This is a genomic window from Citrobacter sp. Cpo012, from assembly GCF_030333015.1.
GTDB classification, from domain to species: domain Bacteria; phylum Pseudomonadota; class Gammaproteobacteria; order Enterobacterales; family Enterobacteriaceae; genus Citrobacter; species Citrobacter portucalensis.
Window position 1 is genome coordinate 181,157 of the sequence record NZ_JAOWGR010000011.1, and the last position, 25,601, is coordinate 206,757.

At 42.1% G+C, this 25,601-nt stretch carries 22 protein-coding genes; 13 read left to right on the forward strand and 9 right to left on the reverse strand.

What is annotated here, in order from left to right; genetic code table 11:
* Positions 1-451: 451 nt before the first annotated feature.
* Positions 452-2,908 (reverse strand): Ig-like domain-containing protein, encoded by a 2,457-nt coding sequence (locus tag OGX90_RS01020; protein ID WP_047745024.1) that lies wholly within the window; start codon positions 2,906-2,908, stop codon positions 452-454.
* 372 nt (positions 2,909-3,280) lie between these two features.
* Here OGX90_RS01020 and OGX90_RS01025 point away from each other — a divergent pair, with 372 nt between their 5' ends.
* Positions 3,281-3,907 (forward strand): hypothetical protein, encoded by a 627-nt coding sequence (locus OGX90_RS01025; RefSeq protein WP_000966518.1) that lies wholly within the window; start codon positions 3,281-3,283, stop codon positions 3,905-3,907.
* Positions 3,908-4,232: 325 nt separating this feature from the next.
* On the opposite strand, the gene OGX90_RS01030 is transcribed toward OGX90_RS01025, so the two are convergent.
* The 4 genes from OGX90_RS01030 to OGX90_RS01045 form a co-directional block, all read right to left on the reverse strand.
* Entirely contained in the window at positions 4,233-4,676 is a 444-nt protein-coding gene (locus tag OGX90_RS01030; protein WP_261307972.1) for a hypothetical protein, read from the reverse strand.
* Positions 4,677-4,736: 60 nt separating this feature from the next.
* The gene (locus OGX90_RS01035) at positions 4,737-4,913 is read right to left on the reverse strand and encodes a hypothetical protein (protein ID WP_100165683.1); all 177 of its coding nucleotides are present in this window, start codon (positions 4,911-4,913) and stop codon (positions 4,737-4,739) included.
* Positions 4,910-6,601 carry a DUF4942 domain-containing protein gene (locus tag OGX90_RS01040; protein ID WP_000096325.1) on the reverse strand — a complete coding sequence of 564 codons (1,692 nt, stop codon included), beginning with the start codon at positions 6,599-6,601 and terminating at the stop codon, positions 4,910-4,912. Before OGX90_RS01040 ends, OGX90_RS01035 begins: the two co-directional genes overlap by 4 nt.
* Positions 6,602-6,848: 247 nt before the next feature.
* Positions 6,849-8,012 carry a ParB-like helix-turn-helix domain-containing protein gene (locus OGX90_RS01045; RefSeq protein WP_000114860.1) on the reverse strand — a complete coding sequence of 388 codons (1,164 nt, stop codon included), beginning with the start codon at positions 8,010-8,012 and terminating at the stop codon, positions 6,849-6,851.
* A gap of 369 nt (positions 8,013-8,381) precedes the next feature.
* On the opposite strand from OGX90_RS01045, the gene OGX90_RS01050 reads away from it, so the two are divergent.
* On the forward strand, positions 8,382-9,194 hold the full coding sequence (locus OGX90_RS01050; protein WP_001121574.1) for a DNA adenine methylase: 813 nt from the start codon (positions 8,382-8,384) through the stop codon (positions 9,192-9,194).
* A gap of 8 nt (positions 9,195-9,202) precedes the next feature.
* Here OGX90_RS01050 and OGX90_RS01055 read toward each other — a convergent pair whose 3' ends face one another.
* The 4 genes from OGX90_RS01055 to OGX90_RS01070 all read right to left on the reverse strand — a co-directional run bounded on the left by OGX90_RS01055 (position 9,203) and on the right by OGX90_RS01070 (position 12,277).
* Positions 9,203-10,057 carry a hypothetical protein gene (locus OGX90_RS01055; protein ID WP_000970401.1) on the reverse strand — a complete coding sequence of 285 codons (855 nt, stop codon included), beginning with the start codon at positions 10,055-10,057 and terminating at the stop codon, positions 9,203-9,205.
* A 234-nt stretch (positions 10,058-10,291) separates the two neighbouring features.
* Positions 10,292-11,008: a DnaJ-like cysteine-rich domain-containing protein gene (locus tag OGX90_RS01060; RefSeq protein WP_047745022.1), complete on the reverse strand. Its 717-nt coding sequence runs from the start codon at positions 11,006-11,008 to the stop codon at positions 10,292-10,294.
* Positions 11,005-11,205 carry a hypothetical protein gene (locus OGX90_RS01065; RefSeq protein WP_000594930.1) on the reverse strand — a complete coding sequence of 67 codons (201 nt, stop codon included), beginning with the start codon at positions 11,203-11,205 and terminating at the stop codon, positions 11,005-11,007. Before OGX90_RS01065 ends, OGX90_RS01060 begins: the two co-directional genes overlap by 4 nt.
* Positions 11,206-11,224: 19 nt before the next feature.
* On the reverse strand, positions 11,225-12,277 hold the full coding sequence (locus OGX90_RS01070; RefSeq protein ID WP_001065778.1) for a ParB-like helix-turn-helix domain-containing protein: 1,053 nt from the start codon (positions 12,275-12,277) through the stop codon (positions 11,225-11,227).
* 476 nt (positions 12,278-12,753) lie between these two features.
* On the opposite strand from OGX90_RS01070, the gene OGX90_RS01075 reads away from it, so the two are divergent.
* The 11 genes from OGX90_RS01075 to OGX90_RS01125 all read left to right on the forward strand — a co-directional run bounded on the left by OGX90_RS01075 (position 12,754) and on the right by OGX90_RS01125 (position 24,389).
* The gene (locus tag OGX90_RS01075) at positions 12,754-13,629 is read left to right on the forward strand and encodes a RepB family plasmid replication initiator protein (RefSeq protein WP_000594611.1); all 876 of its coding nucleotides are present in this window, start codon (positions 12,754-12,756) and stop codon (positions 13,627-13,629) included.
* 1,148 nt (positions 13,630-14,777) lie between these two features.
* Positions 14,778-15,131 (forward strand): hypothetical protein, encoded by a 354-nt coding sequence (locus OGX90_RS01080; RefSeq protein ID WP_000423602.1) that lies wholly within the window; start codon positions 14,778-14,780, stop codon positions 15,129-15,131.
* A 17-nt stretch (positions 15,132-15,148) separates the two neighbouring features.
* Positions 15,149-15,499 carry a type IV conjugative transfer system protein TraL gene (locus tag OGX90_RS01085; protein WP_001447770.1) on the forward strand — a complete coding sequence of 117 codons (351 nt, stop codon included), beginning with the start codon at positions 15,149-15,151 and terminating at the stop codon, positions 15,497-15,499.
* A gap of 11 nt (positions 15,500-15,510) precedes the next feature.
* Positions 15,511-16,299, forward strand: coding sequence for a TraE/TraK family type IV conjugative transfer system protein (locus OGX90_RS01090; RefSeq protein WP_000783153.1), 789 nt, complete (start codon positions 15,511-15,513; stop codon positions 16,297-16,299).
* The gene (locus OGX90_RS01095) at positions 16,299-17,570 is read left to right on the forward strand and encodes a TraK domain-containing protein (RefSeq protein WP_000592092.1); all 1,272 of its coding nucleotides are present in this window, start codon (positions 16,299-16,301) and stop codon (positions 17,568-17,570) included. The genes OGX90_RS01090 and OGX90_RS01095 overlap by 1 nt, the downstream gene beginning before the upstream one ends.
* A 1-nt stretch (position 17,571) precedes the next feature.
* Positions 17,572-18,033 (forward strand): plasmid transfer protein HtdO, encoded by a 462-nt coding sequence (htdO, locus tag OGX90_RS01100; RefSeq protein WP_000521242.1) that lies wholly within the window; start codon positions 17,572-17,574, stop codon positions 18,031-18,033.
* Positions 18,023-19,378 (forward strand): IncHI-type conjugal transfer protein TrhB, encoded by a 1,356-nt coding sequence (trhB, locus tag OGX90_RS01105; protein ID WP_000351841.1) that lies wholly within the window; start codon positions 18,023-18,025, stop codon positions 19,376-19,378. The genes htdO and trhB overlap by 11 nt, the downstream gene beginning before the upstream one ends.
* 7 nt (positions 19,379-19,385) lie before the next feature.
* Positions 19,386-19,868, forward strand: a complete 483-nt coding sequence (locus tag OGX90_RS01110; RefSeq protein ID WP_000377632.1) for a hypothetical protein — start codon at positions 19,386-19,388, stop codon at positions 19,866-19,868.
* A gap of 118 nt (positions 19,869-19,986) precedes the next feature.
* On the forward strand, positions 19,987-20,739 hold the full coding sequence (gene htdT, locus OGX90_RS01115; RefSeq protein ID WP_182911723.1) for a protein-disulfide isomerase HtdT: 753 nt from the start codon (positions 19,987-19,989) through the stop codon (positions 20,737-20,739).
* 9 nt (positions 20,740-20,748) lie between these two features.
* On the forward strand, positions 20,749-21,699 hold the full coding sequence (gene trhV, locus OGX90_RS01120; protein WP_001022588.1) for an IncHI-type conjugal transfer lipoprotein TrhV: 951 nt from the start codon (positions 20,749-20,751) through the stop codon (positions 21,697-21,699).
* An 8-nt stretch (positions 21,700-21,707) separates the two neighbouring features.
* A complete protein-coding gene (locus OGX90_RS01125; protein WP_047745019.1) occupies positions 21,708-24,389 on the forward strand; it encodes a TraC family protein in 2,682 nt (893 codons plus the stop codon).
* Positions 24,390-25,601: the final 1,212 nt, after the last annotated feature.

Sequence of the window (25,601 nt, forward strand, 5' to 3'; positions counted from 1 at the left end):
ACTTAAAATCATTACCAACGTCGAAATAGTCTCTACCATTGTCTTTTAAGTCACTCCCGTTGTCACTTATGTCGCTACTGTTGTCAGTGACAATGCTCCAGCCCAGTAACCATGCGGCCTACAGCGTACCGGGATCTTCTTTGTACTCTCTGGCACCTTTGGGATCATTTATTGGATCTACATGAGGGATAAAATCTTTTGACGATTTCGTAGTGCAGTTATACCAGCGACTTAGCAAGACAAAAGCTGCAATTTAGTGACGAGTTACTAGTCTGCCCAACAAGAGCAATGCAGAGAAGATATGTGGTGAAATGACCATGGTAGTGAGTCTAATCACTACCATGGTCCGCAGTAAGCGTTACTTACGCAATGAACGTCGGACTGATTTGCAACAACATGGGCTACGGCGCATCAGAAGACGGCCGTTGTGCTTCAGCAAAACAGCCCTGCTTTATTTTAATTCTTCAATGTTAATCATGAACTCAGATCTGCCTGTAAGGCCGGATACAGCAGGGAAAATAGGAAAGCTACGGCTGTCCCCGAGCCCCAAATCCAGTTGAAGCTCTTTGCTTTCACCTGGCATCGCAGAAACACCATTTACAGTCACGCCGAATGCAGCGTCCTTACGGACAGTAAGCACTGCGTCCTGAAGCCCTGTAGCGATTGAACCATCCTTTTTACGCAGCTGGCTGGCATACAGAACAGCCAGAGGAGTATTGTCAGATGTTTTGAGAGAAGCATTGACAGCTAAGGTTTTCAGATTCTCTAGCCTGACGAGATTGTTTGGAAGGTAGTTAAATTCGACTGAGCTTTCTTTAACGTTGTTCATCTCATCTTTGGCCTGAACTGTGAGAGTGTATGTTTCGCCTTCATTAAGAGACGGAAAGATCTTGGGATAATTAGGTGCATACAGGTTTTTTCCCAGATTCACCCAAGACAATTCCACCGCATCAGAAACAGGGCCACCGCGAAGAGTCATACGGCTTAAGGATGGTTTAGTTAGAGCATCGGTGAGCTGTATACGGACGTTCTCCAGCCCATATACTGTTACGTTTTTGCTGATCGGTTTTCCTTCGTAGCTAATACTTACAGATGGTGCTGTATTATCAACGACAACCGTTTGATAAGGGAGGTTACCGGTATTGTTGAATGTATCTTGGGCATTAATCACCACGTTATAACTGCCTTCTGGTACCTCTTTCATGTTGAACTCATACGTGTAGTTCCCAGACGCCATATTTCTACCTGTTTGTTTGCCGGTTACGCTTATTTCTGCGTTGTTACGGTTTTTATCTGACAACCAAACTCGATTTACATAAACATGGTCGAAATATGAACCATCTCCAGGTTGATTCACGTAAACCTGGAGAATGTTGGTGGTTTCATTGTAATCAAATCCAGTGACGGAGGGACCCAGTGTATGCCAGGCTATATTCTCCCATATAGGGGCAAAGAAGGTTGCTTCGGTGGTTGACCTTACTTCATAGCCACTATGAAGATAGCCGGTAGTGCCATTTATAATATCCTGGGGCAAAGAGACGGTACAGGTTGTTGAGCCAGCTGGAATACTGCATGTTGCTCCGCCAGTGATTTTTTGATCATATGGCCTGGCCTGTACATTGAATCGGATATTAGTAAGTTTTATAGGCATATCAGATGCCTTGAACAGGTTCCAGTTTACGCTGTTGAACCATGTTCCATCAGCCTTTTGTCGTTCTATGGGTGAACTTCCCCAAGCCGGACTCTTTACAGAGGCAGGATCCCAGTTGAGCCAGCTGGCATACTGACCAAGATCTCCTCCAGACCATTGATATGTATTCACAGGTCTATAGTAGTTTCCATCTAAGGCACCCTGTGGCAGCTTAACTTCCACGTAGACATAGGTGGCATCTTCGGAAAGGACCTGTACTCCGCCATAGTTATTGGTAATGCTCATGCCACCATTTCGATATGGCTTCCAGTTAGTTCTTGGGATACGTATAACCAACTTGTAGGGGTTTTCCAGCACTGTAAGGCCTCGTTTAAACGGGACGTATCCCGAAGAAATGCCGGGTACAACACTGGTGCTTACACGTGAGTCATGAACTGCAAATGGCGTAAATTCTCCCATTTGATCGTCATATAAAAACCGCTGGGGAGGAATGTTAAGCGTATTTCCTGCCAGGTCCGTAACGATGAAATTGAAGGTGAATTCTTCATCAAGATCACTTGAGGGCATGCCAGCCTGGGTGTTCATATCTTTAATCCACGGATAGAACGCACGTTTATTGGCTGTGTCATAACTCAGGTTATTGTCGGAGACCACAGAACCATTACTTCGTTTAATGACAAGACGGATCTTGTCAATTCCACTAGTATCCTCAATACCGTCTGCAAATATAGAAAACTGGCCACTACCGCCACGGCCCAACTCCCAAAGTGGCCCAGAAAGTACCATGTCGTAACCTGCGTTTTGACTCGGATAAATACTCTTATAGCGTGGAGGAGTTGTATCAACGATGAAATGATAAGTAGATGTGCTCACTACAGTCTGGCGAATATCCAGAGTTTCATTGACTACAGTAAAGGTCCCTTCTCCGAGCGCCGGTAGAACCATATCCTTTCCATAGTATTCTGTTCCATCGGCAGCAACGATACGATCTGCAACGCTCGTTTTGGTCGAGACAGAGGAATACATAACCTTTTTATCGCTGTCTCGTGTGACCGTCACTCGCTCGTACCGATCAAGACCCGAAATCAAGTTCAGAGTCAAAACACCAGCGGGATTAAGATATGTTTGTGTTGCAGGCTTGATATTCCGAACAGCCTTATTGGTATCTGTAAATGAGTAGCTAAATACCTGAGCATGTGCCGAAGATACAGTAGCAAGGGCAGTTGCAACCATGCAGCCAATTAGAGTTTTACGCATATGATGCTCCGGGAATAGGTTATAGCCTTATTCTACGGATTCAGCCTACAAGGTCCGGTCGGATAAAGTGATAATTTGCCTGTTAAAAGAGACATCAAGTGAGAAAGCAACCAACGTACAGAATGCAAAATGGCGGCAGTGCATCTGGATGACGCAAAAGTAACTTTTTGTACCCATTTTTTTGGATTTTAGCCTTCAAAATGAGTATTCAACCAATCATAAAAGTAACTTTTGATAGACGCTGCTTCTTTATGTTTGCCAATTGTGCTGATATGTTTGTAAATTCAAGGAAGCGAGATTTTAAAAGCATCTGTTGAGTCAAATCTATGTAAAATAACAGGGTAACCATCACTTCTAGGTTGAGGAAACCCAATGTTATACATGCTCTTATGCTGTTTTCTGATGCTCAACAGTACATTCGTTATGTTCAGAGCAATGTCTGCAATAAGTAAAGGATCCGCTAAAGAAAACCGGTCTGAAATATCGCTGATAGTCCTAGCAACACTTGGAATTGCATCACCATTCATTGTCGCAATGATTACTATTAATGAAAGTATGACATCTAAAACAGTAACAGATTTTTCTTTGGGTGCTCAGTGGTCCGGAATGGTTTCAGCGGTAGCGCTAATGGGGTTATATGCTCGACGCGTTTGGAAAGAGAAGAAGTCCTTATTTACTGGCGCTTTCCTGGCCTCTTCCTTAATGGCCTTTATTTTTACTGACAGCCTTGTTTTCGTATCCCAGAAGGACACCGGCGTTCTGGCTACTTTCGTACTCGATAAAAACGCTGGAGATATTGATTGTAGTCGCCCGGCTATGATTGTCCATTACAGTAAAGGTGTTCCAACGGACTGGCGTTGCCCAACCAGTATCATGTTGATGGCGTATTCTTCATATCCTTTTTTACCTTGGCCTGAGTATAGCCATGGTACCAGCCAGTCTCTTACGGTTGTTATTGATACATTTATGGAAAACGCTGTTAATCTCAGCCAAAAATAATAAATAAACCTCTCTAGTGAGAGGTTTTATAAACCTGAGCCACCAATCTAATTAACTCTATATTTTTGTTTTAGCTTTTTTAAAGGTAGACTTACCGAATAAAACAGCAATTATAGAGCAAAGGCCTGGCGTTAGGACAAAAGCTAATAATGCACTGCCAAAACTTGTCATTTCAGGCACCACGAACCAGCTGATAGGCCACGTCAGGGCAGGTAAATTTAGCGGATCATAAAGCGCATGTAGAGCGCTTAACACACAGTAAAGTGCTAAAAAGCAAACTAGATAAACAACGATCCACATTTAAATTTGCTCAGCAATTTCAAATTTAGGACTGCCCATGCTTTACCTCAGTGGCTGAATATTGATGGTTAATATCTTTAATCACCCGTAAGCACTTAGTGCATACCTTAGTTCGATTTGTCTGCTTGTCCAGAGTGTATTTAACTTCAAGTTGACCTCCAGCATTAAGCAAAGTGAGCATCTCATCTTCTAACACGCTTCGGTAAATGGTCTTGGCCGAGAGTGTGCCCGGTAACGAGTACTCAACATAATTGTTTGAAACTATTACCGATTTAGGGATTTTACCACTGAGCTGGATTTCATTCGTTGAAGGCATTACAGTTACTTTAATCACAGTTGCCGGTGACCAGAAATCCTGATAACGCACTTTATGAATTTTATCAGCTCTAAGGCCTAACCACACATTTCCGGCGATAAGAACAATAAGCAATCCATAAATTGATCGTCGAATGTTACGCCTTTTAATCACAATGTCCCCCATCCCTCAAATATCATTCTAAATAACTGCACCAGGATATCATGAGCGTAATTAAAAGAATTCTTCATAACCGGGGTTATCAGTTGAGTTTGCGGACTCTTTACTTTGCGGTTTCTCGCCCTCTATTTGAGTATCCCTGACAGGTTTGGATTTACCCATGCTCCTCTGAAAGGTATCCATAACAAACTCAATATCTTCTTCTGGCAGGCTGGTGGGTTGGTTGCTCATAGGACTTCCTCTTGTTGAATACGTTCGGCGTACAGGATGCGAACCGAAACGGTCGTGTTTTCAAACTCGTTCTCAAAAACGTCCATCCATTCCGTCCGGAATTCTTCCCCCAGAAGGTTATCGAGCCCCTGAAGAGATAATGGAAGAACGGCTGCTAGAGATCCCCCGGCTGCGAGATGAGATGCAGCTGCCTGGAGATGCAGCCTGGCCCGGTTATCGGCAAAAGGTGGGTTCATCACGACATAATCAAACTTCTTCTGTTGATTAGACTTAGACCATGTGAGGAAGTCAGCTTCTGTCGTATCGTATCCCTTAGCCCGGGAGATAAGGCAATTCAAAGTATCAAGCTCGATGCCAGTAACGATCACACCGGCAGGGAATGATTTAAGCAAATCCGCATGGCCAATATTAGGCTCCAGGAGGGTATCCCCTTCCCCTGCACCGAGCAGGGAATATACATATTCGCTGATTCGGCAAGATGAAGGGTAAAACTGATGCGATACAATATCAGGCATCTCCCCTATCTGGCCGATGTAACGAATAACCTCACACGGATCATAGGAAAATGTCACATCGTATTTTGTTACTGTTGCCCCTAAGAACCGAAGGGTGTCAGCGGCAACACTCGAAGATTTGCGTTCGGCGAGAGACCCTAAAGATGTCCAGCAACTCCATTTATTGTCCCCGTCATTTTTAAACATTAGTTCAGAAAGCTGCATCCGGGTATCAAAGTCGATGCACTGCTTAAGTACAGGGAATGCCTCCAAAGATTTCTTGCTATGAGCCATGCGGTCGGCAGGTAATGCCAGCGGTACGATAGCTGATAAAATATTGTTAAGCCGCTCGGCGATATCAGGGTGGACGTCAATATGCATTGATCCATTTTTGTAAACCCTGAAACGAATACTGTTGCCATCGATGCAGATCCATTTTCTGAACCCCTCATGTTCGACCAACGCCTCAACCAATGATTTGGTGTTATGGATCGCCTTCACCTGTTCGCCACGGAAGAATGCGCATATAACGCGGAGCTCGCTCAGTGGTGAAATGCCAGACTCTTTAAAATCCACCCTTAATTTCTGCCAGGGGTATTTAGACGGCTCGCAAACTCCGGTAGTGATCATGCGGGTGGAGAACCCAAAAGCTTTGTTTGTCTTATGACTGCGGCTCAGAGACTGGAAGACGTCGTAAACCCTTTCTTTAATAAATTGATTGCGGTCATTAAGCAAAGCAACGACTGTGCCTACTACAGCGTCAGCTGTGAAATCAGGGATCACCTGAGGCGGCATAATATAGCGGTCGGCCGTAAACTGCTTATCCCATTCGTTACGTTTGGCATCCGACATGATAGGCAAAACATCAGTGAGTGCCATAACGCGTTTCCAGTATTCAGATCTCAGAGCGTTTTCCGCGAACAAGGCATCCGCTTCAGAGATACTGTGGTTGTAGCCTGAGAGATAAGAATAAAGTTTCTGGTGATTGTGGGTTTTGAACTGGACAGCCATGTGTTTCAACAAGCAGAGTTCATCATTATAGGACTCAACAAGATCCGCGATAATGCCGAGCTCTTTGCGCATATCTGGAAGAAATGTTTCAGAAGAGCTAACCACCAGGCTATGAGAGGTTGTTAAAGCCAGTACGCTGTGACCTGCATTATCGGGTTTAGCTTCAGAATCAAGAGATGACATTTTACCGGTCCTTTAGAAAAAACTTTTACCAGGATAGCAACGTCGCTCTGTAACCTAATAGGTTCAGTGACACGAAAAAGTTTTTTATGTCTCTGAATAAAACTTAAAGATGTCAACTCATAGAAAGAAGCAAAAAAAAAGCCCCGCATAAACGGGGCAAGAACGATACATGGAGGTTTAAAAAAGGCGGGCAAAAAGCCTGAATCCTTAATGACTCTGACAAAACCAACACTTTGCCAAAAGTAAATTATTCTGCGTCCGGCTGTGGGTCAGTATCCTGATCGGTCTCTTCCCCTGCCTTCTTAGCATTTTTTTTACGTGGGTATTTTGGCTTCTCACCATTAAGTTTTGCCTGACGATTCTCCGCACGGCGAAGCTGCTTGTTCTCTGATTCTGTGATCTCTTTTGAAAGATTTCTCAGCATCTCCAGAGTACTGCGGTTCAACGTAATGTTGATTTCTTCGTCAGCACTTGAATCTGTCATCTCCGGCAATTCAATATCCCCCAGTTTCTGTAATAAGCTGGTGGTGATGAGTTTGACGCCTTCTACGGCTTTTGTGGCAATAACCGGCGGAATCCGTGCTGGCTTGAAGTCTGAAGGTCTGACTCGTACCTGACCATGTTGGGTTTTTTTCACCGTGATGCCATTCGCATCGGCCTGCTCAAGTTCCGCGATCATCTTCTTGATACGTGAAATTGCTTCTGTTTCACCGAGCTCATCGATCAGTGAAAGCACGTTAACATACGAAATAGCGTCAGCATGAATCCATTTCTTGATAACAACAGAACAGGTTGTCAGGCGGATAAGAGAACTGATGGTCGTCGGGCTTTTATTTTCACGTTGAGCAATTCGTTCGAGTGACCAGCCAGCAAGAGAATGTAGGCGACGATAGGACTCGCCAAGCGCAACAGGAGAAAGCGCAAGACCACGGTTACCATCAATGGTCGCGAGCTCACAGCCAATTTCATCTTCTTTAATCTCAACGCAAAGGATTGTGATGTCATGATCTTCATCACATGCCATCATTGCGGCTTTTAAACGGCAGTGCCCCTGGCGAACAAAAGGTACCCCATCAATGACACGTACTCGGATAGGGTCTACATAGTCACCTCGAATGTAGGCATTCTTGATGTTGTAGATGTGTTCTTCAACCTCAGGGAGCTTATAGTAATCGTCACCCATTCCCATTTCGCGGGAGTTGAAGCCTGGCGTGACCTGAATTACTGAAGGGTGGATAGCCCATGCTTTCTGGTCACTTACTTCAGTACAAAGTTCAGGGTTTGCATCACGGAACTGTTTAAGCCCAGTGACGTAACGACCTGTGCCAGTAACTACTGAAAAGGCAACATGGGCCGTTTTAAAGACCTTGTCATTAGCTTGCTGTGTAGGTTCTGTCAGTAAAACACTCATAGGGGCTCCGTTACATTTTTCTGCTTACTTTCTGCGTAGCGGGGATACTACCGAAAAAAAAATCCATAATTTTTCGCAAAAAAGGTACTTTTTGAGCCTATTCTGATTTTTCACAAAAAAAGAGGGCTCCCCATTTCTTGTGATGGCATCAAAATCGCTTCATAAACAAAGACATAAATCCAAAACATAAAGTTCAGGTATCAGTGAGGAAAAATCTTATAAATCCGCAATGCTGAAAGTCAAAACTGTGCGTCTTAAACAACTTTTTTTTGCTCCCTAAGTTATTAGTTAAAGCCCGTGGTTAGGTACGATACCAGCACCTAAATTTCTCTCTCAGGTATAGACACTTTGACTCGACATCTCAGACACATGCCGATAATCAAATGGGCTGGTGGAAAAACGAAACTGATGCCTTTCATCAGCCATCACTACCCACACGATCATAGTTGCCGGTGGGTAGAACCCTTTATAGGCGGTGGTGCCGTTTTTCTGAACATGTTTGCACAAAATGCATTGCTTGCAGATAGCAATCCAGACTTGATCAACCTATACAGGACTATTCAAAGACAGAAAACTAACTTTATAAATCAGGTCCAAAACCTAGCGGATAAAACCTTTGTCGAAAAGGACTACTATGAGATGAGGGACCGTTTCAACAAAACCTGTATTTCTGGTCAACCGCTTCAAAGAGCGGCTTTGTTTTACTCCCTGAATCGCCTGGGCTATAACGGTATGTGCCGCTATAACTCAGAAAGAATCTATTCAGTGCCCTGGGGGAAACATACAGAACTGAAGCTTGACTTCAATAAAATAGACTACCTTTCATTTCGTCTTTCAGGTATTGAACTGATCACCGCTGGTTTTGAGGAGACTCTGGCCGCAACCGGTGAAGGAGATCAGATTTATTGTGATCCGCCATATGACAAAACAAGCAAAACTAGTTTTGTCAGTTACGATGGTAAACCGTTCAGCCAAAGCGACCACGTGCTGTTAGCAAATATGCTCGTTGACGCTCACAGAAAAGGCGCTGCTGTTGCGATATCAAATAGCCTGACACCATTCACTTTGGGCCTCTATGAAGAGCGTGGATTCGTCATACACAGACTCAGCGCTTACCGATCCGTAGGAAGTAAGCCAAATACACGGAAAACGGAAACAGAAATACTGGCCGTGCTGAAATAGAGTTAATTCTAATCAACTGGGCTAATCCATTCCTGAAAAGTTAATACCTCAGGGTGAGTTCGTTGAACATAAGGTATAAACTGAAGCTCTTCTATTCTCCGGTCGCCCCTCTTTCCTTCGCAAATAAATGAAATGAGTCCTTGCTGAGAAAGCCCAGTAAGGACGCTCATAAGTCTTATATTTAGAGTTTTAAGCTGTAAGTCGTTATTAATGTCCTCCACTTTATGAGAGCTCTGGCCTGAACGTTTAAGATACTCGTAAACCATGAAATTCGAATTTCGTCGTTTTAACAATTTTTCGGTTATGCATTCCTGAATGAAACCGCCAAGAGCATCTAAAAGCGGACTGAGAACTACCGGGAAAGTTAATGTGTAACTTTGAGAAGTTTTAGACAAAGTAAATGAATTTAGAAAGCTAAAGTTAAGTCTCTTTTTTGAATATGGAGCGTAAGCGACAAGAGTAGTTGACATAACAGTAAGTAAAGCTTCAAGATGTTCCACTGTTATTAATGTGGTTTTATCTGTATTTCTTAGATTATGGAAATCAATAAACGCTACTCTTGAACGGCTAAGCCAATCTTGTACTTTAATGTCGATAGAAAATTGCGATATATGATTTGAACATTCATTTTGGTTGATAGGGCATGCAGACGAAAGATGGTTATGGATTATCATGCATAGCACAAAAAAAGGAAATCGGCAGGCTGTGGGGCATTGAAAACCGGTTAAAGAAAGCTTAGACGTTTCATATGCGCTTACCGGAAAAGTAACTTTTCTTAACGTTGGCTTTGACGATGTTCTTGCATTTTTACAAATGAAACCGAGACCCAGATCATTGTGCATTTTAAAGTCCATCTCCATCATCACCTTTTAGCCTTAACTGTATGGTATTGGTATACAAAAAATTAAAAATTATAATTAATAAGATTATCATTTTTTTACTATTGAAAAGGTTGTGATAGAGGGGAATTTAAATGTAAAAGATTTATACTCGCAGATCTTTATGAGGGATAAAACCCATTGCGTAAGCAACAATATTACGTGAGTGAGTCCTAACGACAGTTTAAGTCTTGGCTCTATATTTAAGCAGTAAAACATTTAACTGTCTTGGAGTTTACTTAACTTAAAAACTGTTATTGCAGCATAATTTTTCGAATCAAATTCATAGAATTTTCTGACTTTTCCAGTCAAATGATAACGTTCACCCAATAAAATGTGATCCTGTTTATCGGCCGTTAAAGCGATCCCGTCATTTCTAACTTTACCAGTAAATGTAAAAAAATAACTCCCTTTACTTTTTGCGTACGCGGCCCTGACTTCAGTAAATGTTAGTTCAATGCTTATGACCTGGCCGATATTGTAGCTATGTTTTAGAATTTCTTGTTCATTTTCCGGAGTTTCAGACAACATCACATCAAAGGTTGTAAAGAAACAATCCAGCTGGCGTTCTGTCAAAAAACGGTTATTGTCTAGTTGCGCCAATATACTATTAGAAAACTTAGTGTTAGCCTTTTTTGCTTTCTCAATAAGTACGTGGTTTCTGGATTTCCATGCTTCGAGTGTTGGGTTAACACGCAGTTCCGGAATGTTATCGAGAAAGGTAATTGGCTCTAGTACCACTAATTTTTCAATAATGGGTCCAACTGTTTGTACCCCATGACACTTTTCACATACATCAGCCCCTTTGTGGCCTGTGCCCGCACATTCGTTACATTCTCTTTCGATAGGTGCATAATAATTTCCATCTCCGTTAAGGGATACATTCACTGAGGCTGGTACCATATGACCATCAAGAGTAAAGAAAAGAGATTTCATTTTCGAAACACCTCCAAACGTGCCTCTACGATTGCTACAGCTTCTTTCACAGTTTTTTCATAGTGGTCATGCCCTTCAGGAAATTGGTCAAAACGTTTACCGTGTTCTAACTCTTCCATGTTGCGTTTAAGGACTTCATGAGTTAGAAGCAAATCATTATAATTATCGATAAGAGTCAGCTTTATAGGTTTAATCACTCAACTAATCCTCGGTTTTTTATTCCTTAAGGAGATCTCGAATTTCCAGAAGCTCTTCTAATTTTGGTTTAGAAAGAATGATTGCTGTATTTTCGTCGTTAAGTAAAGACAATAAAATATTTAGCTTTTCATCATTCAAGATTATTTGAACACCATCATCAGAAAATATTACATTTTTACTATCAACATTTTTGAACAAGTGTGCACTATCTCTACCAAATTTTAGTTCTGTTTGAGTATTCGTTATAGATTCCGTATGTGTACTTTCCACAAGCTCAAGAAATTCAGATTTTAGCCGTTCTGTTTTCTTATGCGAGAGGCGCTTAATACCCAAAGTCTTACGTGTGACTGCCGAATTTTTCTTTTCTGGTCCGCCTTTATTTAAGGTGTCTGGTCCTGCTCCAGCTGCATTGTGTTCAGGTATGCCTACAATTTTGCTCGTTGTAGTCTCAATATTCTTAACGCCAGGTAAGAAACCTTCTATATGTTTTAAAACCATTTTGTGATCGTTGGAATATTTTAACATTATTTCAATGGCGAGCGTTTTTTTGATTAGATTTAGGCTAATCAAACGTTGAAGCTCTAATGGCATATCAAGGATTTTTAGCATATTACGAATTGCGGTAGTTGATCGTTGATATCGCATTGCTAGTTCTTCAACCGAATACCCGAGACTAACAGCATGAGCTAATGCATGAGCTTGCCCAACCGGATTTAGCCCATTGCTTCTGTTACCATCGAGGTTCTCAAGGTATTCTTCAATTTCGTTTTTATAATCGATTAAGATAACAGATAATTTTGGAATATTAGCACCTTCAGAAATTGCTAATTTTAAGCCATGAAAACGAGTATGACCTTGACGAACTAAATATTTACCTTTTCTTTTTACGACCTTGATCATATCAACCTGCCTTCCTTCCTTAAAGGCTTGTTTGATTGACACAATCATCGATTTGACAGGTTCTTGTTCGTAACACAAATCTCCGATTACCGCCTCTCGGGGATTAAATCCCTTTTCAATTTCAACTAGATTAGTATCCACTTCAATGACTGTATGTTTGCTGTTGTTCATATCTTCCTCCTGTTTACTACATGATACATGAACCTCAAATTTGCCAAATAGGGCTGATACATCTAAAAGGTAAACTCAAAAAATTTGCTTAATAAAATTAAAATAAAAACTGTCTTGAATAAAACAATGATAGTAAACCCACTTTCATTTCCGTTTGCGATCTGTAGATATTGATAAAGGAGCGCTATTCCTTGTTTTATATGGACTTATCATTGTTTTCAACAGGTTAGATCAATTCTTTAGATCACTAAAGATCAATAGAGTTCAAGTAAAGATCACGGCATCTTTAACTCATTGATTATAGTAACTTTATGAAAGGATCCGGCATTCGGATGCATGCGAAAAGCATTTGAATGAATAAGGAAGGCATTTACTGGAATGCTTATGGCATTTAGGTAAATGCGTAAAAAGCATTTGCAAGAATATGTTATAAACAGTTTGCCAAATGAAAATCTTATCACCGACGAGTTAAGTTAATGATTAAAAACAACGAGTTAATCCATCCTTTTGACGTAACCAGTAATGAATCAGGTAAGACTTATCAACTGACGCCTAACTCGTCCAAGTCGGTTCAGCCCGTGGCCCTGCTGAGATTGAGTGTATTTACCCCTGTCGGCACAAAAGAAAACCGAGACCGAAACTTTGAAGTTGATGCCTCTGATGAGCTTTCGTGTATGGAAATTGCAAGATCGGAGGGTTATGACGACATCAAGATAACTGGTGTCAAACTATCTATGTCTACCGACTTTAAGTGCTGGCTCGGGATCATCATGGCTTTCAGTAAATATGGTTTTACTTCCGAGAAGATTAGCCTGACTTTTAACGAGTTTGCGAAGATGTGTGGTATCAGTTCAACAAACATCAACAAACGAACTCGTGCGCGCTTTAAAGAGTCATTAATGAACCTTGCATCGGTAGTGCTTGCCTTCTCAGACTCTCGTAGTGGTCGGTTCACAGTAACGCATCTGGTGCAGAAGGCTATGATTGATCCAAAAAGCGATACTGTTGAGCTGGTTGGGGATCCTTCTATGTGGGAACTGTATCGTTACGACCATAAGACATTGTTAAGCCTTCAGGTTCTATACATTTTGGCTAAAAAAGAAGCTGCGCAATCTCTCTATATTTATTTTGAAGCAATGCCAGCTGGTACGTTGTTCGTTAATATGAAACGGTTGAGGGAAAGGTTGCTTCTTACAACCCCTATTCGTACGCAAAACCAGATAATTCGTAAAGCAATGCGGGAACTTGAATCTATCGGATATCTCGATTATCAAGAAGTTAAGAAAGGTCGCGACATACAATTTCAGATCTTCAAAAGAAGCCCTAAGCTGGCCCTTGCCAAACAAGGTTGAAAGCTATCTGGTATGCACTGGTTATAACCTGCTGAAAAATAAGTTATTTATCAGTGCTATGCTTAGTGCTTCTTTTACTACTGGTCTTACATCTCGGCTTAATGTGCAAAAAAGTAACTTTTCAAACGAACTCCTGACTATTCATCTGTATGCCTTTCTGACTCAAGCGTACATGCTAGCCCATTCATTAAATGCCGTTGAGCAAGATGGTTTCGTGCGCACTCTATTCACGTGAATGCCTTTTGTGGATTACGCCTCTTACATTCATACAAATGCTTTTGATGTCGGTATCCCAAAAATTCATTCATTGAAATGCTTTTGTTTGACACTGTATCCCGAGCATAGCTATGCAGTGGTATAAAAAGGCATTTTGGTGAATGGCATTAGGTCGAATGACACACAGTTCAGCTTTGTTAAGAGCGAGAATGGTCCAAGACATCTATGACATTGGGCATCAGAAGGACTATGTGCTTGATATGAGATCAAAAAAATATCAGAAGCATCACAACTCCAATGGCATTCAAAGAAATGCCTTTGTTTTGTTAGTACACCAAACAACCCAAAATTCATGCAGTTATATCAAAGACTCATTCGCAAAAGGACTCAGCCAGAAAGCATTTGCTTAAATAGCATTGGCCAAAAGCATTCGAATGAATGATGTTCGTATGGACAAGACAAAGTCCCACTCACGCCCAGAGGTGTAAAAGGCATTTAGATGAATGACGCACCGGCCCGAGGATTGTATGTAGTTTCTCCAACTGATAGTTGCCGAACCAGGGAGCACAGTGATATGCGGCCTTCTCAGAATCAAGAGATAGATAATAAGGGAACAAAAAAGATTAGATATGAAGCTTAGTTACCTGCCCGATATCTAGTTAGAGCTTTTCAAACCATCAAAAGTGACTTTTATGCTTGAGGAGTCTCATCAGCTTCAGGATTGAGCTTAACGTAATCTTACCCCCTCCCCTCTTTCAAACTTTTACTAAGCGTTCACTGGTACCTTTCAAAGATTATGCTTTAGGCCCTTTGCTTAAAAATTCACCAATCGCTAAACGTTAAAAAAAGGGGGTTTATGCGAACGGAAGGATCGGAATAAAAAAGTATTATTCATTCGCGTTTACGTGAACTCAAATCTACACGGAGTAATTATGGAACTTTCTTTAAATATTGGCCTTAGTGAAAAGAAATCTAACACGGCTGCACTTTTTAAAACAAAAAGCGCAAAAGTGATTTTGTTTGTTCTGCTGACCGTGCTTTTTTGCGGTCTGGCATATGCGGGTTCAGATGATGGGGCACTGGGAGATATTTGGTCATACATGAGTGAAAGTATGACTGGAGCTCCGGGCAAAATTCTGGCAGCCGCGATGTTGATCTCAAGCGTATATTTCTCTGTCCTTAAGCCTAACCCGGGCCTGGCACTGGTTTCATTATTCATGATGCTGGTAATGGCCAACGGCGAGAAAATTATCAGCACCTTTATGGATGCTGGCGTACCGCTGTAATTTATTGTTAATCATGCATGAGGGGGTTCATCCCCCTCTCTGGATTTTTAATGAGTAAGCAGAACGACGTTCCTCAGCATACCTATAGATTCCCTTTCAGGATCAACATGCCTCTACTGATTTTGTTTTGGGATGCCAAAAAATTAGGGCTTGCATTCATTCTGGTTGCATTTGGGAATATCTTCGAATGCTTCGGGTTTTCTGTTGTAGCAGCGGTTGTGTATTGGATTGCGTATAACAAAGCAGCTGAGTCAGGAATAAGAGGATTGCTAAAACACAAACTCTGGTGGCTCGGTTTTTTGCCAGGTAAAGCAGTTTTTAGTAGCCGTTATTTCAACGATCCATTTATCAGAGATTTGTATTCTTGATGGAGCTATGAATGAAAATGCTAAGTGGCATTAACATCCCTTTTTTCAAAAAATCTAAAAAGGATGAAAACGGTGATCTTGAACAGTCATACGTAAAGAAAGATGAAAGTGCTAAGGGACGTTTTTTGGACATTAAAAAACGATTTAGCCCACAAGCTGAAGCGTCAGGTGCTGGAATTACATACAGCGCCCTGATTAATCGTGATACAAAACTTATCCGCATTAATACTGTTTCAATAGCCGTCATTGGGTTATTGGTTGCAAAGATTCTTTTTTTCACTGACCCAGTGACGATTGTTACCCCTCCAAACATGAATGAAGAGATCACGGTTGTTGGTAACAAAGCATCGGAATCTTATAAAACACAATGGGCTCTCTTTTTTAGTACCCTTTTAGGGAATATTAATCCAACTAATATTTCCTTTGTGACGGCCTATGTCCTCGATGCCCTTTCACCTGAACTACAGGCTAAAACGAGTGAGTCTTTACAGGAGCAGATAAATATCATGCAGGCTCGTGGTGTTGAGCAGACCTTTAAGCCTAATGATATTTACTTTGATCCAAAAAATGACATGGTCTATGTCTGGGGTACCAAAACGACTCGACTTGTAAATGTTCCGGACAAAACTGAATCATCGAAATGGACTTATGAATGGGTTCTCGGGATGAAAAATGGTCGCCCAAGAATTGCATATGTAAATCAATATTCCGGAACACCGAATATTAAAAAAATTACGATAAACGGCAAAGAGCAACTGGCAACGCTGGATAATCCGCCACCGTCTACAGGTAACAAGTGATGATTAAAAAAAAGGGCTTAGGCTTCAACGCAATTACAGCATTGATCATGCTCACGACTTCGAACTGCGTAATCGCTGAAGAATACCAATTGCCAGCAACAATTAATAACCCGGTTGTAATGCCAGTTGGTGCTGACGGATTTCAGAATGGAGCTGCAAAAGCCATTATTCCGGGTCAAGCTGGTTCTGAACAGTCAGGTGCACAAACAAACCTTAGTGAAGCCGGTAATGCGCAGGGACAAAAACCTACAACTGATCTCCCTACCGTGCAACTTTCCCCAGCCAGCAATGCTTCGCCTGCGGTAAGCGCTATTACTGGAGCATTATCAAATAATCCTAGTCTCCCCGGATTTGACGCACAGACCCGATCTGGTGCAATTGATAGCTATGGGAGACCAACAGGTACCTCTTCCCAGCAGAATGCAACCAATGCGACCGCCACGTCAAAAGCCGATGAACTTTATGTCGAAGCTCGTAACCGATATAAAGAAGTTCAGCGTGTAAATGTGCCGCCTGGTGGGAATGTGGTACTGCCAGTTTCACGAGGACTTCAAAACAGAATATCGACCAGCTTCAAGAATGCTTCTGTCAGTACTTCTACCCCTGCTGAAGAGGCAAGCATATTTGTTAATGGTGGCGATGTCTTTATTTCAACTAATACCGATAAACCAATCGGGATTATGTTGTCTGAAGATCAGGTACCTGAATCGACCTATAACCTGACCCTGGTACCGCTTGATGTTCCCGGTGCGATGATTTCAGTTACTACATCTTTAAGCCCATCTATGCAAGCCAAACGTGAAACCTCATTGGATAAGCAAAACTATGAGGAAATGTTGGCCCGCTCCCAGTCAGAAGAACTGGCTCCAACGGATCCAAAACAAGACGATCATAAACAAAGAATCATTGATTTATTGACTCCTGTGGCTCTTGGTGAGGTCCCTTCAGGATTCAGTTTACAACAGGACCGACTTTCTCGTATTCCTGCGCCAGAGCAGTCACCATGTAACTTTAATATGTATGCAAAGCTCGGTCAGAGACTGGTTGGCTCACGTGAACTTATTGATGTAATTCTTGTGAAAAACGATAAACCATACGGTCAAATCGTTGCTGATCAGCAGTGTATGGCAGAAGGCGTTATTGCAAGTGCTTTATTTGATAAAGCATACCTGCAACCGGGAGAAGAAACAGAGCTTTACATAGTCCGGGATAAATTGTTCAAGGAACGCGAGGCCCGGGTTACAACCAGACCAAGTCTAATCAGAAAATAATATGGGAAAAGTTACTTTGCCTGCTCTGCTTGGGGCCACCGTGATTGGTTTTGTCGTATTTGCTTTAACCAGCTTTTACTACAGGTCAGAATATATACCAAAAAGGAGTGTATTAATCGTTCCGGACGCACCCATTAGTATCGAAGATGGCAGTAACGCTTTTCCCGTTCAGACAGTAATAATGAACGATCCAACTCTTATTGATAAATTTGTAGGAGAGGGCAATATTAATGAGGAGAATGCTTTTGACTATCACAAAAGTAACGTTTTGGAACCTAATTACAAACATGAAATATCTAGAACGAGCCAGATAGATAAAGCTGAAATGAATCATCCATCTGTTCGTGAAAACTGGGCCAGAGCAGGTGAACCCTATATCGTTCCTCAGATGTCTGACAGCGAACGAAATCTAAAAATTAAACGATTCCAGAAACCTACAAGTGGAGCTAATCATGGACATTAAAAAGGCCTGGGAAAATAAGACCGTCAGACTTTCTGTTATTGGCGCTCTGCTGGTAGTGATTGTTTATATTATTAGCCAGTCTATTTTTTCCACACCAGTTAAGAAAGAAAAGAAAACACAGAAAAAAGACATGCAGACCAATTTGTTGTTAGATGATTCGCAAATGAACAAATTGAGTAATGAAGAAAGCCAGAAAGTATATAAAGAAATGGTTAAGCAAAACCGACTTGACCAAAATGCGGCGAAAGAGGACCGCGAAAAAGCAGAAAAAGCCCAACAGGAAACTAAAGCCCAAGTTGCAAGTTTAACTTCTCAACTTCAGCAGCTGTCTCAGCAAATTAATGATATGCAGACAAATCGAAACGGCAATCGTAACTTGGATGCTGGTAGTTCGCGTAAAACGATTAATGAGCAGGCACCGGCAGCTCCTTATCAGCTTAATGCTAATGCGCCGATTAATGGCGTAAACCCTAATTACGCTTCTATCACACCTACGCGTAATAGCCCAATGAGAACAATCACACAAAGTTCCATTAAGACTAATGGTACCGATGGTGTCATTCAGGTTATGCCCGTGTCTGAAAACAGAATCAAGGAAGGCAGAGAGGTCATTGCAGGAGATAAAGCGCCAACTCGGACTGTACGAGGTGATGGTACTGCGCCAGTTGATAGCAAAGCGCGGCATGCTGCCCGAAAAGATGAAATGTTTCTTCCGGCAACATCTATTATCACTGGTGTTCTGATTACCGGGCTTGAAGCGCCTACAAGCCTTTCTTCCAAATCAGAACCAATGCCAGTAACGATGCGTATTAAAAAAGATGTCATCATGCCCAATAATTTCACCATGGATTTGCGTGACTGTAACCTTCTGGGTTCAGCTGTTGGTGATCTGGCGTCACAGCGTGCTTACATACGTGCCACTTCTATCTCTTGTGTTAATTCAAAAGGGAAAGCTTTTGACGTAAAACTGGAAGCATATGCTGTAAGTGAAAATGACGGAAAAAATGGGATCCGAGGCACGCTTATCAGCCGAAATGGTAACGCAATTGCAGGAGCTGCATTTGCCGGTGGACTTTCTTCACTTGCCGGTAGCTTAAGTCCCAGTAAGGTATCTTCACTTAACATCGACCCTAATTCACAGGCTCAGTATCAGTCCCCTAATTTTGGTGCACTTGGGGCATTAGCCGGGGCTGGTGCAGCTCAAGGTGGTCTTAATCGACTCGTCGATTACTACACCGCAATTGCAGAACAACAGTGGCCAATCGTAGAAATTAGCCCTGGCCGAGCTATTACATTTGTCGTTCAGACCGGAACTACAATTCCAACGAATCTGACCAGTCGCTGAGGTTTAAATGGATAGTTTAGAAAAAAAAGAATCGCCTGAATCAGCTGGACCTGAAATCACTAAAAAAATGGTGCGAGAAAGGACAACAAAAAAAATTACCTTCGAAATTGATATTGAAAAAATATTGAAGTATTTATTTTTCTTCGCCTTTGCCGTATTGGTCATTATTTATGGTTATAAAGGCTTTATGAATGTTTACGATTACTTCAATAAACAATCCCAGCCTTCGTACAAGATTGCAGTGCTTGACATGCCTGAATTACGTAAGGAATTTTTCAAGCATCACGGAGGCCGTACTGCTGACAATGATAGATCTCAATTCGAAGAATATTTCAGAACATTAATGAAGATCTACCGTGACCGTGGCTATTTAATTATTGATGCAACGCTTGCCGTTACTGTACCGGATAGTGTTGAAATCGTCACTTATATGGAACTTGAAGATAGCTCTGAAGCGGTACAATCAAGTTCTTATAATGCAAAGAAGTAGAGGGCACCCAATAGTGAAAAAGTTACTTTTCCCTTTAATGGCGGCTTTCGCCATTATGGCGAATACGGTCACTTATGCTTCAGAGCAGGTCCTAACTAATAGTGATGCTGCTGCGTTAATGGCAAAGGCAAAGGAAGGTGGCGTTTCACCCAGTCAGATCTCGGGTGTGTTATCAAAAATGAAAGGATATAAACCTAAGGATGCCATATACATTCCTTCTGGTGGGCTATACCTCTTTCAGGACGAACGTTCGCAGCTAATGGCAGTAACGACCGATGGCCGATACTCCCTTACTGGGGGAAGCCTTGTTGATGTAATTAAACGTAAACCTGTTCTGACTGTAGAAGAAATCAGGAATTCCTATTTTATTAGTCTTGATGAGGCCCCCTTCCCTCTGGAAACTGTAGCGTCCATTCCTCTGGGAAATTCAAAGCTTAAAAGACAAGCAGCCATTTTCATAACACTTGATTGTGACGGTTGCATGGAACTTGTTAAGAAATTCTATGCAGATCGGGACAAGTATCGGATAGATATTGTTTTAGTTCCCTCACCCGGTGAGCCAAAAGAAGAGCTTAGAAGGCTCTGGTGTAGTAAAGAAAAAGGAAAAATAAACAACCTCGATATTCTTCGTTGGCTAATGGGAAGCAAATCCGACATTGAAAAAAGATTGCTCTCTCAAAAAGAAGCAGAAGAATGTCCGGCGGAACCTTTGGTAGCGTCATTGATGCTCGCAGGAATTTATAAATTGCAGGGTGTACCTTCAGTTGTCAGACAGGATGGTTTGGCTGGTAATGGCATTCCAAAAGATTTCGACTACTGGTTGAACCAAAGCGTTGAACCTCTCTTAAAAAATCCATTTGAGACAAATTAAGGCTAGTTTATGAACATCAAAAGATTGGTACTCAGTGCTCTGGTTGTAGGTACATCCTCATATCTTACGGGGTGCTCCATCGGTAGTTCCGAATCCGAATGTCCAGGCATTGAAAAGGGCGTTATCTGTAAAGGTCCTCGCGAAGTTATGGAGTTAACTAATAATCGAGATGATCTGTCTGCACTGGCGGGGGAAGAGTCGGAATCGGGAAAGGAGAAATCGGCTGTCAATGACAGCCGTTATCCAACTGAAATTAGCCCTCCAGGGGAAGTCAAATATCCACAGTCTACTACCCTTAAAAATCAGCCTGTGGCTTATTCAAAAACCGAAATTAAGCCAGTTGGTCAGTTACCTGTCATGTACGATAAAACTTTAAAAATGGGTGCCCCTACTTCATCCATTGGACCACGGCCTATTTCTGGTGTTCCGGTTAATTCAAACGTAAGGATGACTAGCAGTTATAGCACTGCCTCTTCAACTGGTAACCCTTTCGTTCATCCGGCTGCGGAAGTCGTTAAACAAACAAGCTATCCGGTTTCTGCTGGAAATGCCCCACGCTACGTTGCACCTAATTCTGATATCAGTCCTGGTAAGGATATGTACTCTCTTTACAATGGCCAGCCCGTTAACCCGACTCTCAACCCTGGGCAGATCCAGCAATACCGTTCGCAAGGTTATAAACAAGCTGTAGTGGCTCCTGAACCACTTGCTGTTCTGCAACAGGGGAAAGTAATGAGAATTACTTTTGCACCTTATACCGATGATAACGATGCGCTTAATCTTCCCGGCTACGTTTATGTCAACGTAAAACCGCAAACATGGATTGCTGGCAAGAATTCGACCTCAAACCCAGCTCGCATAGTTCCTTTAGAAGTACAGGATGCGGCCCGGGAAAATATGCAGCAGCAACAAAAAGCAACTAAAGCTGTCTCTTCGAACGGCATTGTTAGACAACTGTAAGGTCAAATATGGAAGCTATCAATAATTACAATAGCGGTTTAAATCGCCATCAATTAGGTGGGTTTATCCCTGTTTACGATCAATTAGCAGGGACTCACTATTTTTTGATTGATGGCAACAGATTAGGGTTTATGTTTATCTGTAATCCATCCCCTGGAGTTTTTGATAATCAGCAAGATGTTCTTGCTGAAATGTTCAAAATGGATTTCCCTACAGATACTGTCTGTCAAATATCTCTGACTGCATTGCCAGACCTGACTTTACAGCTTAGTGCTTGGTCAGCTGTGCGAGGTGGGCGTATGACTGGGAACGATAAGCTTAAAGCAGATCTGCTTAATGGTTATCAGTTGGACTACTACGACAGAAGTATGCATAAGCCTTTAAAACCTGATCATGATAACCTTATGTTGAGGGATTTTCAGGTATGGATCTCGCTATCGATTCCTTTACAGTCTGCCCTTCCTACCGAGCTGGAACATTCGCGTATCGATTCACTTTACTCTGAACTTGTAAGTAAGTTAATTACGATTGGATTGCATCCGTTTAAGGTCGATGCAGAAAACTGGCTCTATTGTATAGATAAGGTCGTAAACCCCGGAAAGAACTCCCGGTGGGCTGAAGGTTTCATAGACGTTAACACTATGAAAAGGCTTAATGAACAAGTTAACGTTCCCGGCCGTAAGTATACAGTCACAGAAAATCATTTCTCATCAGTCACACAAAGTGACGACGAATCTGAGCATCGTTACTTCAAACAACTTTCCGTTGTAAAGTTTCCTGAATACGTCAATTTCGGTTGTATGTATGAGTTAGTAGTTAACTGGATGCATGGACGTAAGACAATTTTCAGCCCATTTATGATCACTCAGACTGTTCAGTTTGCCGATCCGCTCAAGTTGTCAAAAGAAAACGTCCGCTACAAAGCAATCACTAATAAACAGGCAAGTATACCTTCAGTTGTCACATTCTGCCCTCGCCTGCGGGATATGGATAATGACTACATGGCCGTAACTCGCGAGCTTGAGGATGGCGCAAAGCTTTTAAGAGGGTATCTTACTTTCACTGTTATGGGTAGTAATGCCAATTCTGTGCAGACAGCAGCTAACGATCTCAAATCCTTTTACCTCGAAAGCCGGGTCAAAGTAGCAGATGATTCCTTTATCGTTTTCCCGTCATTTATGTCATGTCTGCCAATGTGCAATGACCCAAAGACAATTTTCGACCTTGACCGTTCCGAAGTAGTGAGCAACACCGGAGCGGCTCATATGACACCGATCTTTGGGCCCTGGAAAGGTAATACAGATAGACCAGTACTGAGTTTAGTTTCTCGTGAAGGTCAACTCATGGGACTTGATATTTTCAAGACTTCTGCAAGCTATAACATGGTTATTGGTGCAACGTCAGGTGCAGGGAAGTCATTCTGGACAGCATATCTAATCAATAACTATCTTGGAGCTGGACCGCGATCTAATAACCTCGTTCATTATCGCTCAACATTTAAGCATTTTTTAGAAAACGAATACCCAGATGATGATCCTGACGGTGCTCAAGTATTTGTTGTGGACGTGGGCCGTTCTTACCAGGGGATTGCGGAACAATATACAAACAGTCAATTTATTGATTTCGGTAAAACCCCTGACTTCACCCTAAATCCCTTTGCCTTCCTAACTGACATCACTGTTAACGACGATGTATTTAACGAAGCACCTGAATTTACCGGTGAATCAACTTCAAACGATGCAGAAAAAGACAAAGTTGCTCAGACCATAATGGTTTTGAATCAGCTAAAAATTATGGCTTCAGAGAAAGGCCTTATCGATGATTATCAACAATCAGTGATGCTTCAGCTTATTGCAGAAGAGTACCAAGAATCCAGAAAATCAGGTCGGACCGGTTCAATAACCGGCTTTGCTCTGCGTTGCAAGAAGCATGAAGACAAACGTATAAAGGATATTGGGGATCAACTCGGAGCATGGTGCGAAGGTGGAATTTATGGGCACCGGTTTACCGATACGTTGCCTCCAATCAACTTCGACAGCAGATTTATTGTTTTGGAACTGGAGGAGCTAAAAGGCACCCCCCACCTTCAGACAGTTGTATTAATGTCTATCATTCAGGCTGCTCAGCATGCAATGTTCATCAAAAAAGATGGGCGTCGTCGCTTGTTCATCCTTGATGAAGCATGGGAGTACATTCGTCCTGATAATTCATCAGGTGCCGGAAATCAATCAAACCAATTCTTCTCTTCCTTCCTCGAAGCGGCATGGCGTAGGTTCAGGAAAACAAACTGCGCTGGCATCTGTATCACACAGTCGTTTGAAGATTATTTTACTTCTTCTGTTGGCCGGGCCCTGACTGCTAACTCGCCTTGGAAGATAATCATGAAACAAGAAAAAGAAAGCATTGAAGCAATGAAGGCTAATAAATATTTTTCTACTTCAGATGCAGAATATGAACGTATGAAAAATATTCGTACAGTCAAAAAGGTGTTTTCAGAGATGTTAGTCAGGTTCGAAAACTTCCAAGAGATCTGTCGGTTATACGTAGACCGGAAAATGGAGCTTTGTTTTACTACGGATAGTGCTGACAGGAGTAAATTATGGGAAATTCAAAGCCGCGAGAATTGTAGCTATGGCGAGGCAATAGAAATTCTCTATGCTCAAGAAGTAGCAGCGGGTTTGGCCGCGTAGAGTAAATATCTTCAAGCAAAAATAATTAAACCAGATGTCTCATAAGAATCTGGTTTTTTATTGTATGCCTTAAGTAAACAAATGAGGTTGTGACTTAATGAGTTCATCACTGTGCTGCAAATTTTGGTTTTATAATTAATGTGGTGTAAAAACAGTGACATAAATACAAATCGCAGTTAGGTTGTGTACGCATTAAGTAAACAAAATTTATAACTTCAATACTGACATTATAAGATGAAAATCACGTAAATTACATTTTTGTTTACCAAAGGTAATCAAAGTAGCGCGGCATTATTAGTGAAAACAGATCACTGGTGTCATTTTGCATACAAAACTTGATATCCTTTAATCATTCTTCTAAAAGTTTATTATTAACGGTTTGGTTTCTGAAAATTTATCCAATTTGCTCACCGAAGACTTTTAACTTATTTAACCCCCTTTATCGCCAAACTGTGATTTTCTAATGTTAGTCTACAGTTCTAGGGCCCTTGCTCCCATGATGCGAATCCTGCCACCTAATAAAGATTAACGCCTCATTCCTGTATGCCGGTCTTACGACGCCAGTGCACGGACTATTTTTGGTCATCACAAGGACAGGCGGGAGATTTAATCAGGGCGTGGTGTTGCTGAGCAGCAGCTGCGGCACTGTAAGCCGAAGGCGGAATTAACTCCTTTATCACCATCTGGGGACGTCATTATGGGTAGCCCTTTTAACTTGCTCAGGACCATTAAGCTAAAATTCCGGATAGCGATTGACGTAAGATTTAGGCTAAGCAGGTAAAGTGATCCCCGCTCCCGGGGTGACAACTTTATACAAAAGGCCGAGCGGAAGATTGTCCTTAGGGAATATTTCTTTAACACAGCACGGGCACTTACTCACGCTGCCGGATTTAACCCCCTTAATCGCCAAACTGGGGTTCTGTCCTCATGCTGGCCTTCAGTTCTGGGCGGGGTTGCTATCACTTGCTCCCTAATGCGAGATGTACCTGCTGATACAGATTAACGTCATATTCCTGCGTGCCGGTCTGCCGACACCAGTGCACGGGCTTTTTTCGGTCATCACATTACCGGGCAGGAGATTTTATCAGGACGTGGTGTGACTGAGCAGCAGCTGGGGCACTGTCATCCGCTTGCAGATTTAACCCCCTTAATCGCCAAACTGGCGTTCAGTCCTGATAGTGTCCTTCCGTCCTGGGCAGGGTTGCTAACACT

What these genes read in the sequence shown, in the direction of transcription:
- OGX90_RS01020 (WP_047745024.1), bottom strand. Translation starts at nt 2,908, where the DNA reads ATGCGTAAAACTCTAATTGGCTGCATGGTTGCAACTGCCCTTGCTACT.
- OGX90_RS01025 (WP_000966518.1), top strand. Translation starts at nt 3,281, where the DNA reads ATGTTATACATGCTCTTATGCTGTTTTCTGATGCTCAACAGTACATTC.
- OGX90_RS01035 (WP_100165683.1), bottom strand. Translation starts at nt 4,913, where the DNA reads ATGAGCAACCAACCCACCAGCCTGCCAGAAGAAGATATTGAGTTTGTT.
- OGX90_RS01040 (WP_000096325.1), bottom strand. Translation starts at nt 6,601, where the DNA reads ATGTCATCTCTTGATTCTGAAGCTAAACCCGATAATGCAGGTCACAGC.
- OGX90_RS01045 (WP_000114860.1), bottom strand. Translation starts at nt 8,012, where the DNA reads ATGAGTGTTTTACTGACAGAACCTACACAGCAAGCTAATGACAAGGTC.
- OGX90_RS01050 (WP_001121574.1), top strand. Translation starts at nt 8,382, where the DNA reads ATGCCGATAATCAAATGGGCTGGTGGAAAAACGAAACTGATGCCTTTC.
- OGX90_RS01055 (WP_000970401.1), bottom strand. Translation starts at nt 10,057, where the DNA reads ATGATGGAGATGGACTTTAAAATGCACAATGATCTGGGTCTCGGTTTC.
- OGX90_RS01060 (WP_047745022.1), bottom strand. Translation starts at nt 11,008, where the DNA reads ATGAAATCTCTTTTCTTTACTCTTGATGGTCATATGGTACCAGCCTCA.
- OGX90_RS01070 (WP_001065778.1), bottom strand. Translation starts at nt 12,277, where the DNA reads ATGAACAACAGCAAACATACAGTCATTGAAGTGGATACTAATCTAGTT.
- OGX90_RS01075 (WP_000594611.1), top strand. Translation starts at nt 12,754, where the DNA reads ATGATTAAAAACAACGAGTTAATCCATCCTTTTGACGTAACCAGTAAT.
- OGX90_RS01080 (WP_000423602.1), top strand. Translation starts at nt 14,778, where the DNA reads ATGGAACTTTCTTTAAATATTGGCCTTAGTGAAAAGAAATCTAACACG.
- OGX90_RS01085 (WP_001447770.1), top strand. Translation starts at nt 15,149, where the DNA reads ATGAGGGGGTTCATCCCCCTCTCTGGATTTTTAATGAGTAAGCAGAAC.
- OGX90_RS01090 (WP_000783153.1), top strand. Translation starts at nt 15,511, where the DNA reads ATGAAAATGCTAAGTGGCATTAACATCCCTTTTTTCAAAAAATCTAAA.
- OGX90_RS01095 (WP_000592092.1), top strand. Translation starts at nt 16,299, where the DNA reads ATGATTAAAAAAAAGGGCTTAGGCTTCAACGCAATTACAGCATTGATC.
- htdO (WP_000521242.1), top strand. Translation starts at nt 17,572, where the DNA reads ATGGGAAAAGTTACTTTGCCTGCTCTGCTTGGGGCCACCGTGATTGGT.
- trhB (WP_000351841.1), top strand. Translation starts at nt 18,023, where the DNA reads ATGGACATTAAAAAGGCCTGGGAAAATAAGACCGTCAGACTTTCTGTT.
- OGX90_RS01110 (WP_000377632.1), top strand. Translation starts at nt 19,386, where the DNA reads ATGGATAGTTTAGAAAAAAAAGAATCGCCTGAATCAGCTGGACCTGAA.
- htdT (WP_182911723.1), top strand. Translation starts at nt 19,987, where the DNA reads ATGGCAAAGGCAAAGGAAGGTGGCGTTTCACCCAGTCAGATCTCGGGT.
- trhV (WP_001022588.1), top strand. Translation starts at nt 20,749, where the DNA reads ATGAACATCAAAAGATTGGTACTCAGTGCTCTGGTTGTAGGTACATCC.
- OGX90_RS01125 (WP_047745019.1), top strand. Translation starts at nt 21,708, where the DNA reads ATGGAAGCTATCAATAATTACAATAGCGGTTTAAATCGCCATCAATTA.